Annotated in this window: 15 protein-coding genes; 14 read left to right on the forward strand and 1 reads right to left on the reverse strand. The window is 70.5% G+C overall.

Annotated features, from left to right (window positions below; translation table 11 throughout):
- Positions 1 to 60 precede the first annotated feature (60 nt).
- The 13 genes from trpS (at position 61) to AB0368_RS22230 (ending at position 12,093) form a co-directional block, all read left to right on the forward strand.
- Complete coding sequence (trpS, locus tag AB0368_RS22170; RefSeq protein ID WP_366155808.1) at positions 61 to 1,086, forward strand: tryptophan--tRNA ligase; 1,026 nt, start codon at positions 61 to 63, stop codon at positions 1,084 to 1,086.
- Positions 1,087 to 1,091: 5 nt separating this feature from the next.
- Positions 1,092 to 1,646, forward strand: coding sequence for a 2'-5' RNA ligase family protein (locus AB0368_RS22175; protein WP_366155809.1), 555 nt, complete (start codon positions 1,092 to 1,094; stop codon positions 1,644 to 1,646).
- A gap of 30 nt (positions 1,647 to 1,676) precedes the next feature.
- Positions 1,677 to 2,597 (forward strand): YhjD/YihY/BrkB family envelope integrity protein, encoded by a 921-nt coding sequence (locus AB0368_RS22180; protein WP_366155810.1) that lies wholly within the window; start codon positions 1,677 to 1,679, stop codon positions 2,595 to 2,597.
- 7 nt (positions 2,598 to 2,604) lie between these two features.
- Complete coding sequence (locus AB0368_RS22185) at positions 2,605 to 3,015, forward strand: hypothetical protein (RefSeq protein ID WP_366155811.1); 411 nt, start codon at positions 2,605 to 2,607, stop codon at positions 3,013 to 3,015.
- Between the two features lie 95 nt (positions 3,016 to 3,110).
- Positions 3,111 to 3,362 (forward strand): hypothetical protein, encoded by a 252-nt coding sequence (locus tag AB0368_RS22190; protein ID WP_366155812.1) that lies wholly within the window; start codon positions 3,111 to 3,113, stop codon positions 3,360 to 3,362.
- Between the two features lie 231 nt (positions 3,363 to 3,593).
- Positions 3,594 to 3,881 carry a hypothetical protein gene (locus AB0368_RS22195; protein WP_366155862.1) on the forward strand — a complete coding sequence of 96 codons (288 nt, stop codon included), beginning with the start codon at positions 3,594 to 3,596 and terminating at the stop codon, positions 3,879 to 3,881.
- Positions 3,882 to 4,065: 184 nt separating this feature from the next.
- The gene (locus AB0368_RS22200; protein WP_366155813.1) at positions 4,066 to 5,160 is read left to right on the forward strand and encodes a BMP family ABC transporter substrate-binding protein; all 1,095 of its coding nucleotides are present in this window, start codon (positions 4,066 to 4,068) and stop codon (positions 5,158 to 5,160) included.
- A gap of 179 nt (positions 5,161 to 5,339) precedes the next feature.
- Complete coding sequence (locus AB0368_RS22205; protein ID WP_366155814.1) at positions 5,340 to 6,815, forward strand: ABC transporter ATP-binding protein; 1,476 nt, start codon at positions 5,340 to 5,342, stop codon at positions 6,813 to 6,815.
- Positions 6,816 to 6,925: 110 nt separating this feature from the next.
- A complete protein-coding gene (locus AB0368_RS22210; RefSeq protein WP_366155863.1) occupies positions 6,926 to 8,128 on the forward strand; it encodes an ABC transporter permease in 1,203 nt (400 codons plus the stop codon).
- A 5-nt stretch (positions 8,129 to 8,133) separates the two neighbouring features.
- A complete protein-coding gene (locus tag AB0368_RS22215; protein WP_366155815.1) occupies positions 8,134 to 9,402 on the forward strand; it encodes an ABC transporter permease in 1,269 nt (422 codons plus the stop codon).
- Positions 9,403 to 9,421: 19 nt separating this feature from the next.
- Positions 9,422 to 10,135, forward strand: coding sequence for a cytidine deaminase (locus AB0368_RS22220; RefSeq protein ID WP_366155816.1), 714 nt, complete (start codon positions 9,422 to 9,424; stop codon positions 10,133 to 10,135).
- On the forward strand, positions 10,132 to 11,409 hold the full coding sequence (locus tag AB0368_RS22225) for a thymidine phosphorylase (RefSeq protein WP_366155817.1): 1,278 nt from the start codon (positions 10,132 to 10,134) through the stop codon (positions 11,407 to 11,409). Before AB0368_RS22220 ends, AB0368_RS22225 begins: the two co-directional genes overlap by 4 nt.
- A gap of 6 nt (positions 11,410 to 11,415) precedes the next feature.
- Positions 11,416 to 12,093, forward strand: a complete 678-nt coding sequence (locus AB0368_RS22230; RefSeq protein ID WP_366155818.1) for a DUF4272 domain-containing protein — start codon at positions 11,416 to 11,418, stop codon at positions 12,091 to 12,093.
- Here AB0368_RS22230 and AB0368_RS22235 read toward each other — a convergent pair.
- Positions 12,090 to 12,893: a putative RNA methyltransferase gene (locus AB0368_RS22235; RefSeq protein WP_366155819.1), complete on the reverse strand. Its 804-nt coding sequence runs from the start codon at positions 12,891 to 12,893 to the stop codon at positions 12,090 to 12,092. The two genes, AB0368_RS22230 and AB0368_RS22235, sit on opposite strands and share 4 nt — an antisense overlap.
- A 26-nt stretch (positions 12,894 to 12,919) precedes the next feature.
- Here AB0368_RS22235 and AB0368_RS22240 point away from each other — a divergent pair, with 26 nt between their 5' ends.
- A complete protein-coding gene (locus AB0368_RS22240; protein WP_366155820.1) occupies positions 12,920 to 13,987 on the forward strand; it encodes an adenosine deaminase in 1,068 nt (355 codons plus the stop codon).
- Positions 13,988 to 14,342 lie beyond the last annotated feature (355 nt).

A 14,342-nucleotide genomic window follows, 5' to 3' on the forward strand; every position in this document is an offset into this window, starting at 1 on the left:
CGTCCAGGACCGCCCCGGGCGTTTGACGGAAAGCCCGGAGAGACTGACACAATGGCGCTCATGTCCGACGCCGACCGCCGCCCGCGGGTGCTCTCCGGCATCCAGCCGACCGCCGACTCGTTCCATCTCGGCAATTATCTCGGAGCGGTCCGCAACTGGGTTGCCATGCAGGAAACGGCGGACGCGTTCTACTGCGTCGTGGACCTGCACGCGATCACCATGGGGCACGACCCGGTGGCGCTGCGGAACAGGACCCGGCTCTCGGTCGCCCAGCTGCTCGCCCTCGGTCTCGACCCCGAGCGCTGCACCCTCTTCGTGCAGTCGCACGTTCCCGAGCACGCCCAGCTGGGCTGGGTGCTGAGCTGCATCACCGGCTTCGGTGAGGCCGGGCGCATGGTGCAGTTCAAGGACAAGTCGGCCAAGCAGGGCTCGGACACCACCAGCGTCGGCCTCTTCACCTACCCGATCCTGCAGGCCGCGGACATCCTGCTCTACCAGGCCGACGCGGTGCCGGTCGGCGAGGACCAGCGACAGCACCTCGAGCTCACCCGCGACCTGGCGCAGCGCTACAACTCGCGCTTCGGCAAGACGTTCACCGTGCCCTCGGCGTACATCGTGCGCGACACCGCGAAGATCACCGACCTGCAGGACCCGACCGCGAAGATGTCGAAGTCGGCGTCCTCGCCCAACGGCATCATCGAGCTGCTCGAGGAGCCCGCGCGGTCGGCCAAGAAGATCAAGTCGGCGGTCACCGACACCGGCCGGGAGATCCTCTACGACGAGGAGAACAAGCCCGGCATCAGCAACCTGCTGACCATCTACGCGGCGCTGACCGGGCGGACCATAGACGAACTGCTCGAGCAGTACGACGGCCGCGGCTACGGCGACCTCAAGAAGGACCTCGCCGAGATCGTCGTGGAGTTCGTCAAGCCGGTCCAGGAGCGCACGCGGACCTTCCTCGAGGACCCCGGCTACCTCGACAAGGTGCTCGCGGTGGGCGCGGACAAGGCGCGGGCCGTGTCGGCGGTGACCCTGGCTCAGGCGTACCAGAACATCGGCTTCCTCAGCCCGTCGCGCGGAGCCTGACGCCGGTGCCGCAGACGGACCCGCCGACGACCCGCATCGGCGTCGCGATCGACATCCCCGAGCCCTGGGGGACAGCGCTGACCCGGCGCCGGGCCGAGGCCGGCGATCCGCAGGCCGCCTACACGCCGGCCCACGTCACCCTCCTCGGCCCGACCGAGGTCGCCACCGAGGCGTTGCCGGCGATCGAGAAGCACCTGGACGCGGTCGCCACCGCGCAGGAGCCGTTCACCGTGCATCTGCGGGGCACCGGCACGTTCCGGCCGATCACCGAGGTCGTGTTCGTGACCCTGGCGGCCGGGATCAGCGAATGCGAGCTGCTCGCCGCAGCCATCGCCGCGGCGGAGGGGATCGATCGCGACTCGCGGTTTCCCTACCACCCGCACGTCACCGTGGCCCAGGACGTGCCCGGCGCGGCGCTCGACGCGGTCTTCGACGACCTCGCCGAGTTCGAGGCCCGCTTCGAGGTGCCGGCGTTCACGCTCTTCTCGCACGACCTCTCCGACGGCGGCGACGGCCCCTGGCGGCGCCGCCGCGACTACGTGCTGGGCGACCTGCGCTAGAACCCGCGATCCATTGGGTACGGTCTGGCCGTGAACGCCATCGACCGGGCGTACGCGGTGGTCGAGGCACGGATCATGGCGCTGCGACACCGCTCCCGCTACTTCGATCACCTGTGCCGCGCCGCGCTGCGCTACGACGAGGTCTCGGGCGGCCGGCTCGCGGCGGCGATCGCGTACTACGGCTTCTTCGCGGTGTTCGCGCTCGCCCTCATCGGCTACTCGATCTTCGGCGTCCTCCTCGACACCAACGTGGCGCTCTTCGAGGTCGTCCAGCACTTCCTGGAGCAGAACCTGCCCTTCCTCGACGTGCAGGCGATCGTCGAGAGCGGCAAGACGGTCGGCATCGTGGGCATCCTCGGGCTGATCTTCACGGGCATCGGCTGGGTCGAGGCGATCCGCTCGTCGCAGCGGCTGATCTGGCGCCTCAACGAGCAGCCCGGCTACGTCGGCGTCCGGCAGGCTGTCGACCTGCTGGTGCTGGGCGGCATCCTGCTGCTGCTCATCATCTCGGTGGGGGCGGTCTACGGGCTCGAGTCGCTGCTCGAGTGGCTCGCCGACGGCCGGGTCGGCCTGCTGCTGTCGATCGTCAGCGCGGTGCTCACCATCGGAATCAACATGCTGCTGGCGGCCGCACTGCTGGCGGCGGTGCCCCGGCTGCGGATGACCGCGCGGCGGATGGCCCCGCCGGTCCTGCAGGTCGGCATCGGCATCTACCTGCTCAACACCGTCGGGAAGTCCCTCGTCGGGCTGATCCAGCGCAACCCCGCGTACGGCCTGGTCGCCAGCGCGGTCGGGCTGCTGGTCTACCTGTACGTCTTCAACCAGCTGCTGCTCTTCGGCGCGGCCTGGGCGGCCACCAGCCCCCACGGGAGGGTCGTCGACCTCTCCGCGGACGATAAAACTGCCCCGGTGGGGCAAAATACCTGGATTCGGCACCGGGGGCCGGAATGATGATCCCGTGGGCACTCTCGTGACGCTGCACCTGCCGCCGGGCTCACCCGTGGCCGACCTGCCGTGGATCATCACCATCGGCCCCCTCGACGACGAGGAGGAGTGGGAGCCGCTGGTCTGCGGTCCGTACGAGCGACCGCACGCCCTCGCGCTGGCCCAGGCCGTCGTCGCCGACGAGGACCTGATGGCGGTGGTCGAGCCGCTGCTGCCGCTCGCCGACGCCGAGGCCATCAGCGCCGAGGTCGAGCTGGCGAAGTCGGGCGCCGACCATGACGCCAGCACCGACGACCTCACGGCCGAGACCTTCGACGACGACGACGACGAGCCGCGCCGCACCACGCCGGGCCGGCCGCCGACGCGCGACGAGGTGCGTGCGGCCTTCTTCCGGATCGCCGCGAAGCTGACCTCAGGCGTCTAGCAGCGCCCGCAGCCCGCCCTCCGCCGAGCGGTTGGGCGGACCCCGGTCATCCGAGGCGGCGGCGAATGGAAGACCTTCTATCCGAAGGGTGGGTGATGAGGCACAACGGTCAACTGAAGACGGCGGGCATGTTCGCCGAGTTCGGTCCCGTCCGCTCGACCGAGCCGCAGGAAAGCATCTTCGACCACGTCGCCGGCGAGGAGCTTCCGGACCTCGGACAAGTACTCGACTACCTGAATGCCGGATATGTCCTGATCGACGTCATGGACATCGCAGACGACCCGTTCGAGCCGACCCGGCAGATCATGAACGGGTCCACCGTCCTCACCGATGGGGACTGGCTGTGACGGAAGGATTTCGCTCATTTCGTACGCCGGCACCGCGTCGCCGTGCCCGAGACCTTCCTTGCCCTCATCCGGGAACGCGACTACGTCGTTCCCGGCCGCGACGTCGCGGAGCTGACCGCGTGTTCCCAGCAGGCGCGCGAACTGATGTTCTGGAACAGCTGAGGCCGCCGGTACGTGGGTGGTGCTGCCTTTAGAGAGCCGGGCGCGGCCGCACGGCATACTGGGCCCGTGATGCTCACTCGGAGATGGTCGGCCTTCCTGATCACCGTCGGGGTCTGGACCTGGCTCATCTGGCCGCGGTTCGGCGTCGCGATCTGGAAGGACGACCGGTCCTTCGCCGACGGCAGTCCCACCTCCTTCCTCTGGGTGCACGCCCTGTTGATCGCCGCCTCGCTCGTCATCGGTACGGCGGTGGGCGTGCTCGGCGTCCGCGCGTGGCGTGCCTCCCGGCCGGTGGCATCGACGCCCGAGGATTCGATGGCGGCGACTGGGGAGCACCGAAAAATTGACGGTTTGTAGCGGTGTGGGCGGCAAAAATCGGCGGTTTGTTGGGTGGGGCAACAAATGACGCAGTCCGTGGTTGCGGGCAGGTAACGGTGAGCCAACAGTCCGGGTTGATTTCCTGCCGTCACCCTGGCCTGCGGCTACGCTCCCGACCTGAGACGCACCGCGCAGTGTCGGTGCGCTGTGGAAGGAGGGCGTTTTGCGCCCAGTACGTGGGAAGCGAATCGTTGCGATTCTCGCGGCGGGTGGGCTGACGCTCGCCGCCGCGGCCTGTGGCGACGCCCCTGACGAGACTCCGAGCGGCTCCGGCGCGAGCAAGGCCGCCGCATATAAGGCGTGCATGGTCACCGACACCGGTGGCATCGACGACCGGTCCTTCAACGCCTCGGCGTGGGCCGGCATGCAGGCCGCCAAGGAGGCCCAGAGCAACGTCGAGCCCAAGTACGTGGCGTCGACGGCCGAGGCCGACTACGAGCCCAACCTGCGCCAGTTCGTGACGCAGAAGTGCAACTTCATCCTGGCGGTCGGCGGCCTCATGGGCGGCGCCACCGAGAAGGTCGCCAAGGAGAACACCAGCCAGCAGTTCGGCATCGTGGACAGCAGCATCGCGGGTGTGAACAACGTCTTCCCGATGCAGTTCGCCACCGACGAGGCCGCGTTCCTCGCCGGCTACCTCGCCGCGGGCTACTCGAAGACCGGCAAGGTGGCCACCTACGGCGGCCTGAAGATCCCGCCGGTCACCGTCTTCATGGACGGCTTCGCCGACGGCGTCGCGCACTACAACAAGACCAAGGGCAAGAACGTCGCCGTGCTCGGCTGGGACAAGGCCAAGCAGAACGGCACGTTCGCCGAGAACTTCGGCGACCAGGCCAAGGGCAAGACGATCACCAACACGTTCGTCTCGCAGGGCGCCGACGTGATCATGCCGGTCGCCGGCGGCACCGGCCTGGGCACCGCCGACGTGGCCAAGGCGTCCGGCGGCAAGATCTCGGTCATCTGGGTCGACCAGGACGGCTGCAAGAGCGCCGAGCAGTACTGCGACGTCTTCCTGACAACCGTCGTCAAGAACATCAAGGACGCCGTGGAGCAGGCCGTGGCCGACGGCGCGCAGGGCAAGCCCCTCACCGCCACCCCGGGCTACAAGGGCACGCTGGAGAACGACGGCGTCTCGATCGCGCCGTACAACAAGTTCGACGGCAAGGTCGACGCCGGGCTCAAGTCCGAGGTCGACAAGCTCAAGGCGGACATCATCGCGGGCACCGTCAAGGTCGAGTCGGCCAACGCGCCGAAGTGACCTGTTGTTGAACTAGCAATCCGGCCGCCGCGCGGTCGCGGGACGAAGCCCGCGGCCTGCGCGGCGGCTCTGCTCGGGCTGTCCCGGCCACCCCTCGTGCCGGACTCCCGGCCCCTCGTCTGCAGGAGATTCCGCTGAGACTCGAGCTGCGCGGCATCACCAAGCGCTTCGGCGACCTGGTGGCCAACGACCACATCGACCTGACCGTCGAGCCCGGAGAGGTGCACGCCCTCCTCGGCGAGAACGGCGCGGGCAAGTCCACCCTCATGAACCAGCTCTACGGCCTTCTGCAGCCGGACGAGGGCGAGATCCTCGTCGACGGCGAGGCGCGGACGTTCCGCAGCCCCCGCGACGCCATCGCCGCCGGCATCGGCATGGTCCACCAGCACTTCATGCTCGTCCCGGTCTTCACCGTGGCCGAGAACATCGCCCTCGGCGCCGAGAAGACCCGGGCCGGCTTCCTCGACCGGCGCCGGGCCCGGCGCGAGGTCGTCGAGGTCTCCGAACGGTACGGCCTGCCGGTCGACCCGGACGCGCTGGTGGAGAACCTGACGGTCGGCGCGCAGCAGCGCGTGGAGATCATCAAGGCCCTCACCCGCGACGTCGACCTGCTCATCCTCGACGAGCCGACCGCCGTGCTGACCCCACAGGAGACCGAGGAGCTGCTCGCGGTCATGCGCGGGCTGTCCGACGCGGGCAAGTCCATCGTCTTCATCACCCACAAGCTCAAAGAGGTCAAGGCCATCGCCGACCGGATCACGGTCATCCGGCGCGGGCGGACCGTGGGCACCGCGTCCCCGGACACCGCCGAGGACGAGCTGGCCGCCCTCATGGTCGGCCGCGCGGTCAGCCTCGAGGTGGACAAAGAGCCCGCCGACCCCGGCCGCGAGGTCCTGCACATCTCCGGCCTGATCGTCGATGACGACCGGGGCGTACGCGCCGTCGACAACGTCGACCTGACCGTGCAGGCGGGCGAAATCCTCGGCATCGCCGGCGTCCAGGGCAACGGGCAGACCGAGCTGATCGAGGCCGTCATGGGCCTGCGCACGCCGCGCGCCGGGTCGATCATGATCGACAACGAGAGCCTGATCGGCATGACCACCAAAGAGATCCTGCGCTCGGGCGTCGGGTACGTGCCCGAGGACCGCAGCCTCGACGGGGTGGTCAAGGAGTTCTCGGTCGCCGAGAACCTGGTGCTCGACCAGTACGACCGGGCGCCGTACGGCAACTCGTTCCAGCTGAACCCGGCGGCCGTCGCCACGTCGGCGCGCGAGCGGGTCGAGCAGTTCGACATCCGTACGTCGTCACCGGACGCCGCGGTGGGCACCCTGTCCGGCGGTAACCAGCAGAAGGTGGTCGTGGCGCGGGAACTGTCCCGGCCGCTGCGGCTGTTCATCGCGGCCCAGCCGACCCGCGGCGTCGACGTCGGATCGATCGAGTTCATCCACAGCCGGATCGTGCACGAGCGCGACGTCGGCACGGCGGTGCTGGTGGTCTCGAGCGAGCTCGACGAGGTCGTCGGGCTCGCCGACCGGATCGCCGTGATGTACCGGGGCCGGATCCTGGCGATCGTCTCGCCGGACACCCCGCGCGACAAGCTGGGTCTGCTGATGGCCGGCATCACCGACGGGGCCGCAGAGAAGGGGACGAAGTGACAACCGACGGACCGGTCGGCGTGGACAAGGACGCCGACGAGACGGCCGCGGAGACCGCCACGGGCGCCCCCGCGAAGAAGCAGCAGGAGCCCGCCGCCGAAGACAGCTTCCTGAGCCACTTCGTGCGCAACCTCTGGTCGGCCAACACCGTCACCGTGACGGTGCTGTCGATCCTGATGGCGATGCTCATCGGCGCGATCCTGATCGTCGTCTCGGACCCCGCGGTGCTGAAGACGTTCAGCTACATCACCGCGCGCCCCAGCGACGCGCTGAACGCCAGCTGGACGGTGGTCAGCAGCGCGTACGCCGACCTGTTCAAGGGCGCGATCGTCGACCCCGCCGCCGTCACCGCCTGGGCGAACGGCACCGGCACGTGGCGGCAGGTCTTCTTCCCGATCTCCGAGACCCTCACGTACGCGGCGCCGCTGGTCTTCACCGGCCTGTCCGTGGCGCTGGCGTTCCGCGGCGGCCTGTTCAACATCGGCGGCCAGGGCCAGGCGATCGTCGGCACCATCGTCGCCGCGCTGGCCGGCTTCGCGCTGCCGCTGCCGCCGGTGATCCACCTCCTCGCGGCGCTGCTGGCCGGCCTGCTCGGCGGCGCGCTCTGGGGCTTCGTGCCGGGCATCCTCAAGGCCCGTACCGGCGCCCACGAGGTCATCGTGACGATCATGATGAACTACACGGCCGCCCTGTTCCTGGGCTGGCTGATCCTGCAGAAGGGGGTGCAGCAGCCCGGCCGCAGCGACGCGATCAGCAAGACCGTCGACGGCTCGGCGGAGCTGCCCTCGTTCGGTGGCGAGCTGCGCGCCAACCTCGGCATCGTGCTCGCCGTGTTGGCCACCGCCGGGGTCGCCTGGCTGCTCAACCGGTCCGCGTTCGGCTTCGAGCTGCGGGCGGTCGGCCACAACCCGGCCGCGTCCAAGACCGCCGGCATCAGCGTCGCCAGGACGTACACGTTGCTCATGGTCGTCGCCGGCGGCCTTGCCGGCCTCGGCGGCGCGACCCAGGTCCTGGGTACGGCGCACGCCCTGACCACGCAGGTGGCGGGCAACATCGGCTTCGACGGCCTGCTGGTCGCCCTGCTCGGCCGCAACCGGCCGTGGGGCACGCTGGTCGCGGCGATCCTGTTCGGTGCCCTGCGCGCCGGCGGCAACCGCATGCAGTCGTTCTCGAGCATCTCCCTGGAGCTGGTCACGGTGCTCCAGGCTCTGATCGTCATCTTCATCGCCGCCCCGGCTCTCGTGAAGGCGATCTTCCAATTGCGCGCCGCCCGCTCCGCGCGGCTGGGCGCCTCGATGGCGAAGGGCTGGTGACCGGCGTGTCGACGGCGACAGTGGAGGAGCCGGCCACGACCGTGGCACCCACGCGGTTCTGGGACCGGCAGCGGCGCCTCGGCGTCGGGGTGACGCTCATCGGCCTGGTGGCGACGATCGTCTTCGGCGCCCTCGCGGCCTCCGAGACGGCCCGGTTCACCCTCAGCGAGGACGCCGAGGGGGCCGCGCTGTCCATCAACGGGCAGTTCGGCGCGATCCTCTTCGGCATCCTGGCGCTCGCGGCCGGGGTGGTGCTGCTCGCCGGCCTGCTGCGCAAGTACCAGACCTGGGTGCTGAGCATCGGCATCCTCGCCTTCGTCCTGTCGTTCCTGTGCTGGCAGGTCGCGGGCAAGTTCCTGCCGCTCGTGGACACCGCCAGCGGCACGCTCGAGCTCGCCGTGCCGCTGATCCTCGGCGCCCTGGCCGGCGTGCTCGGCGAGCGGTCCGGCGTGGTCAACGTCGCGATCGAGGGCCAGTTCCTGATGGGCGCGTTCGGTGCGGCGCTGGTCGGCACGATGGCCACCAGCGTGTGGGCCGGCGTGCTCAGCGCGGCGGTGGGCGGCGTGATCATCGCGGCGATCCTGGCGGTGCTGGCGATCCGCTACCTGGTCGACCAGGTCGTCGTGGGCATCGTGCTCAACCTGCTCGCCCTGGGCATCACCGGCTTCCTGTACGAGCGGCTCATGCAGCCCGACGCGCAGGCGTACAACCAGCCGCCGAAGATGCCGGAGTGGCGCATCCCCGGGCTGGCCGACATCCCGGTGGTGGGGCCCGTGCTGTTCCACACCAACGGGCTGGTCTGGCTCGCCCTGATCCTGGTGTTCGTGGTGCACTTCGGGCTCAACCGGACCCGCTGGGGCCTGCGTACCCGGGCGGTCGGCGAGCACCCGACCGCCGCCGACACCGTCGGCATCCGGGTCCGCGGCCTGCGCTACCTCAACGTCCTGATCGGTGGCCTGATCGCGGGTGCGGGCGGCGCGTACTTCACGCTGGTGGCGACCGGCAGCTTCAACAAGAACATGACCTCCGGCGCCGGCTTCATCGCGCTGGCGGCGCTGATCTTCGGCCGGTGGACGCCGTTCGGCGCGCTGGGGGCGGCGCTGTTCTTCGGCTTCGCGCAGAAGCTCGCCACGTACCTCAGCGCGGTCGGGAGCCCGGTGCCGAGCCAGTTCCTCAACATGCTGCCGTACCTGGCGACCATCGTGGCGGTCGCGGGCCTGGTGGGCCGGGTGCGGGCGCCGGCTGCCGACGGCCAGCCGTACATCAAGAGCTGACCGGGGGAGAATCGGCGCCATGGAGATCGACTGGGGGTCGCTGCGGGCTGCGGCCATCGAGGCCATGCGGCACGCGTACGCGCCCTACTCCGACTTTCCCGTCGGGGTCGCCGCGCTGGTGGACGACGGCCGGGTGGTCGTCGGGTGCAACGTCGAGAACGCGTCGTACGGCGTCGGGCTCTGCGCCGAGTGCGGGCTGGTGTCGTCGCTGCACGCCACGGGCGGCGGCCGGCTCGTCGCGGTGTCGTGCGTCGACGCCAACGGGCAGCCGCTCATGCCCTGCGGTCGCTGCCGTCAGCTGCTGTACGAGCACGGCGGCCCGGAGTGCCTGGTCGAGGCGGTGCCCCGGCCGCTGAAGATGGCCGAGCTGCTGCCGTACGCGTTCGGGCCCGACGATCTCGACAAGGTCACCGGCCCCGCCGCCGTGCCGGACGTGCCGGCGCAGCTCGCCCGCTGGCGGGGGCGCGGCACGGTCTTCGTGCACCCCGACCTCGCGGGTGGCGAACAGGTCTGGACCGGTTACTGGGAGCGTTCCGGGGGAAGCCCCGAGGAGAGCGACGCCGACAAGGGCATCCTCGAGGAGGGGCCCATCTTCCCGACCGCCGTCGCGGCGGTGACCTGGGGCCGCACCCGTACGTCCCGGGTCGTCGTGGTGGACGCCGCGGGCGGGCTGTCCTGGGCCGGCGAGGGAGAACCGCCGGAAGGCATCGGCACGACGTGGGAGCAATCATGAGCGAGTTCGCGGCCGTCGACGTCATCCGGGCGAAGCGGGACGGGCAGGCGCTGTCCGACGCGCAGATCGACTGGGTCGTCGACGCGTACACGAAGGGTGTCGTGGCGGACGAGCAGATGTCCGCCCTGGCGATGGCGATCCTGCTCCGGGGCATGACGCCCGGCGAGATCGCCCGCTGGACCGCCGCGATGATCGCCAGCGGTGAGCGGCTGGACCTGTCCGCGGTGACCCGGCCGACCGTCGACAAGCACTCCACCGGCGGCGTCGGCGACAAGATCACGCTGCCGCTCACCCCGCTCGTCGCCGCCTGCGGCGCGGCCGTGCCGCAGCTCTCCGGCCGCGGCCTCGGCCACACCGGCGGCACCCTCGACAAGCTGGAGTCGGTGCGGGGCTGGCGCGCCCGGCTGAGCAACGACGAGTTCGTCCGCCAGCTGCAGGACGTCGGCGCGGTCATCTGCGCCGCCGGCGACGGGCTCGCCCCGGCCGACCGCAAGCTGTACGCCCTGCGCGACGTCACCGGCACCGTCGAGGCGATCCCGCTCATCGCCAGTTCGATCATGAGCAAGAAGATCGCCGAGGGCACCGGCGCGCTGGTGCTGGACGTGAAGGTCGGCACCGGCGCCTTCATGAAGGACCTCGACACCGCCCGTGAGCTGGCGCGCACCATGGTTGAGCTGGGCAAGGCGCACGGCGTGAAGACGGTCGCGCTGCTCACCGACATGAACACGCCGCTGGGCCTGACCGTCGGCAACGCCGTCGAGGTGCAGGAGTCGCTGGACGTACTCGCCGGCGGCGGCCCGGCCGACGTGGTCGAGCTGACCGTCGCCCTGGCCCGGGAGATGCTCGCCGCGGCCGGCATCGACGCCGACCCCGCCAAGGCGCTGGAGTCCGGGGCCGCCATGGACTCCTGGCGCGCGATGATCCGCGCCCAGGGCGGCGACCCGGACGCGCCGCTGCCCGTCGCCCGCGAGACCGAGGTGCTGCGCGCGACCGAGGACGGCGTGGTGACCTCGATCGACGCGCTCGGTATCGGCCTGGCCGCCTGGCGGCTGGGCGCCGGCCGGGCCCGCAAGGAGGACCCGGTGAGCTTCGGCGCCGGCGTCGTCCTCAAGGTGCGCCCCGGCGACCGGGTGAGCACCGGTGACGTGCTGCTCGAGCTGCGTACCGATGAAGCGGACCGGATCGCCGCGGCCCGGACCGACGCGGCCGGCGCGATCATGCTCGGGCCGGACGCGCCCGCCGATGGGCGCCTCCTGATCGACCGCATAGCCTGAGCGGTCATGAAGGCCGCCCCCGATCCCCGAGCGGTACGCGACGCCAGCCTGGACGAGCTGACAAGGCTCGCCCTGCCGCTGCCGCCCGCCACGTTCCCGCTGGTCTGGGAGCCGGGGGACGGCGTGGAGCTGCGCCCGACGGGTGAGCTGGAGGCCCGCGCCGCGGTGCTGCACGTGGTCGTGGCGCGCTGCTTCGGCATGCCCACGGAGGCGGCCATGAGCTGGCTGCTCAACTCCCGGCTGGTGGACTTCGTCACACCGCCGGAGTGGCAGTTCGTGGCCGGCGCGAAGGGCGACCACCGGTCGTTCGTGCTGCACCACGACGCGGTGTTCGCCCTCGCGTGGCTGCTGGGGCTGAGCCGGCACCTCGATCCCACCGCCCCGCCGGAGGACCGGCTGATGCGGCAGATGCCCGACCTGCCCGGCGGTGAGCTGTTCAACGAGTGGCGGTCACGGTCGCTCGTCGCCCCGCGCGACGCGATCGAGGCGGCGGTGCTGCTCGACCTGTACTACTGCCTGGACTGGGCGTTCCAGGAGGCGGAGAGCAGCGGCGTACGGGCGCCCGGCGAGGTCGACAGCAACGCGATCGGGCAGCGGCGGTGGGCGCTGGAGTGGGCTGTGCTCTTCACGGGGCCCTATCACGAGGCCCCGCCGGAGTGGGAAGAGGTCGATCTCTCCGTCTAGGCCGGCCGGTAGACCGCCACCTCGACCGCGGCGGTTACCTCGTGCGCGGCGTCGGCCCGCGGCACCACGTGGTGGGCGCTCGGCGTCATGCCGATCAGCGTGCGGGTCTCCGCGGCGGTGAGGCGCAGCGTGCGGCGTACCGTCGTGCCGGTCACCTGGTCGAATGCCGTGCCCAGGGCGTCCGCGACCCGGTCCGCCTTGTCCGGGTCGACCTTGAGCAGCCCGAAGGCGTCGATCAGCTCCGCCAGGTGGTCCGGCGCCGGGGTGACGACGACCAGGGCGCCGTCCGGCCGCAGCACGCGACGGAACTCCGGCCCGTTGCGAGGGGCGAAGACGTCGAGGATCACCCCGGCCGATCCGTCGGCCAGCGGGAGCGGGCCCCACAGATCGGCGAGGGCGGCACCGGCGCGTGGGTGGGCGCGGGCCGCGCGGCGCAGCGCCGGCTTGGAGACGTCGATGCCGAGCCCAACGGCGGCCGGGTGAGCGTCGAGAACCCTCGCCAGATAGCGGCCGGTGCCGGTGCCGGCGTCGAGGATCAGGCCGTCGCCCGGGTCCGCCGCGACGGCCAGCGCGTCGGCGATGAAGTCGTAGTGCCCCTCGGCCAGGAAGGCGTCCCGGTCGGCGACCATGTCGGCGGTGTCGCCCGAATGGGGCGAACGGCCCGCCGTCAGGTTCACGTACCCCTGCCGCGCGATGTCGAAGGAGTGCCCGCGGAGGCAGCGAATTGTCCGTTCATCGGCCCCGGCGAGTGTTCCGCCACACACCGGGCACCTCAGGTACGGCAATGCTCCGTCGATCATCCGCTGCTTCCCTCTAGCATCTGCTGATGGTTGCCATCACCCACGCCGACATCGTGACCGCTCCGAAGGCCCTTCTCCACGACCACCTCGACGGCGGGCTGCGCCCCGCGACGATCATCGAGCTGGCCGACGCTGTGGGGCACGAGCTGCCGGAGACCGATCCGGCTCGGCTGGGCGAGTGGTTCGTCGCGGCGGCGGACTCCGGGTCGCTGGAACGCTACCTGGAGACGTTCGCGCACACGGTGGCGGTGATGCAGACCGAGGAGGGCCTGCACCGGGTCGCCAAGGAGTGCGCGCTGGACCTGGCCGCCGACGGCGTCGTCTACGCCGAGATCCGCTACGCCCCCGAGCAGCACCTCGAGCGGGGGCTCACCCTCGACCAGGTGGTCGACGCCGTGCACGCCGGCTTCGAGGAGGGCTGCGCCGAGGCGGCGGCCCAGGGCAACCGGATCCGGATCGGCACCCTGCTGACCGCCATGCGGCACGCGGCCCGCTCGCAGGAGATCGCCGAGCTCGCCGTGCGCTACCGGGACACCGGCGTGGTCGGCTTCGACATCGCCGGCGCCGAGGCCGGCTTTCCTCCCACCCGGCACCTCGACGCGTTCGAGTACCTCCAGCGGGAGAACTTCCACTTCACCATCCACGCGGGTGAGGCGTTCGGCCTGCCGTCGATCTGGCAGGCGATCCAGTGGTGCGGGGCGGACCGGCTGGGGCACGGGGTGCGGATCGTCGACGACATCACCGCGGGCAAGCTCGGGCGGCTGGCGTCGTACGTGCGCGACAAGCGGATCCCGCTGGAGCTGTGCCCGTCGTCCAACGTGCAGACCGGGGCGGTTGCCTCGATCGCCGAGCACCCCATCGGGCTGCTGCGCGACCTCCGCTTCCGGGTCACCGTCAACACCGACAACCGGCTCATGAGCGGTACGTCGATGTCGCGCGAGATGGCGCTGCTGGTCGAGGCGTTCGGCTGGGGCTGGAGTGAGCTGCAGTGGCTCACGATCAATGCGATGAAGTCGGCGTTCATCCCGTACGACGAGCGGCTGGCCATCATCAACGACGTGATCAAGCCGGCGTACGCGAAGTTAGTGGTCTGAAGTCCTGTTTTAACCGGCATGAGGGACACGGGCGTACTTTCGTCGCATGAAACTGGCGATTCGGTCAGCCGGGTCGTCCGTTCGGCCAGAGGCTCTCTACAAACACTGCATAATCCGGCATCTTGCCTTGCCGTCCGGTCGTGTGCGAGCCATCGTCTGTGCAGCCCGATCGAAGATGGATCGGGTCGGATCGGCGCGTTCGAAGACCCCGGCGCACCGGTTGGAGCGAGTGACTTAAAGAGATGTTTCCCATACGAGCAGTGATGACCGGGCGGCGACGCTCGCGACTTCGGACGCGACTTCGCATCACACAAACCGTCCGGGTCAGGCTGCTCTTTCTCTTTGACACTCGTCG

Origin of the sequence: Actinoplanes sp. NPDC051475, from assembly GCF_040689425.1 — a bacterium.
In the GTDB taxonomy this organism is placed as follows: domain Bacteria; phylum Actinomycetota; class Actinomycetes; order Mycobacteriales; family Micromonosporaceae; genus Actinoplanes.

Bases quoted from the DNA above. Each gene is read 5' to 3' on its own strand.
- trpS (WP_366155808.1), top strand. From the start codon at position 61: ATGTCCGACGCCGACCGCCGCCCGCGGGTGCTCTCCGGCATCCAGCCG.
- AB0368_RS22190 (WP_366155812.1), top strand. From the start codon at position 3,111: ATGAGGCACAACGGTCAACTGAAGACGGCGGGCATGTTCGCCGAGTTC.
- AB0368_RS22195 (WP_366155862.1), top strand. From the start codon at position 3,594: ATGCTCACTCGGAGATGGTCGGCCTTCCTGATCACCGTCGGGGTCTGG.
- AB0368_RS22220 (WP_366155816.1), top strand. From the start codon at position 9,422: ATGGAGATCGACTGGGGGTCGCTGCGGGCTGCGGCCATCGAGGCCATG.
- AB0368_RS22225 (WP_366155817.1), top strand. From the start codon at position 10,132: ATGAGCGAGTTCGCGGCCGTCGACGTCATCCGGGCGAAGCGGGACGGG.
- AB0368_RS22230 (WP_366155818.1), top strand. From the start codon at position 11,416: ATGAAGGCCGCCCCCGATCCCCGAGCGGTACGCGACGCCAGCCTGGAC.
- AB0368_RS22235 (WP_366155819.1), bottom strand. From the start codon at position 12,893: ATGATCGACGGAGCATTGCCGTACCTGAGGTGCCCGGTGTGTGGCGGA.
- AB0368_RS22240 (WP_366155820.1), top strand. From the start codon at position 12,920: ATGGTTGCCATCACCCACGCCGACATCGTGACCGCTCCGAAGGCCCTT.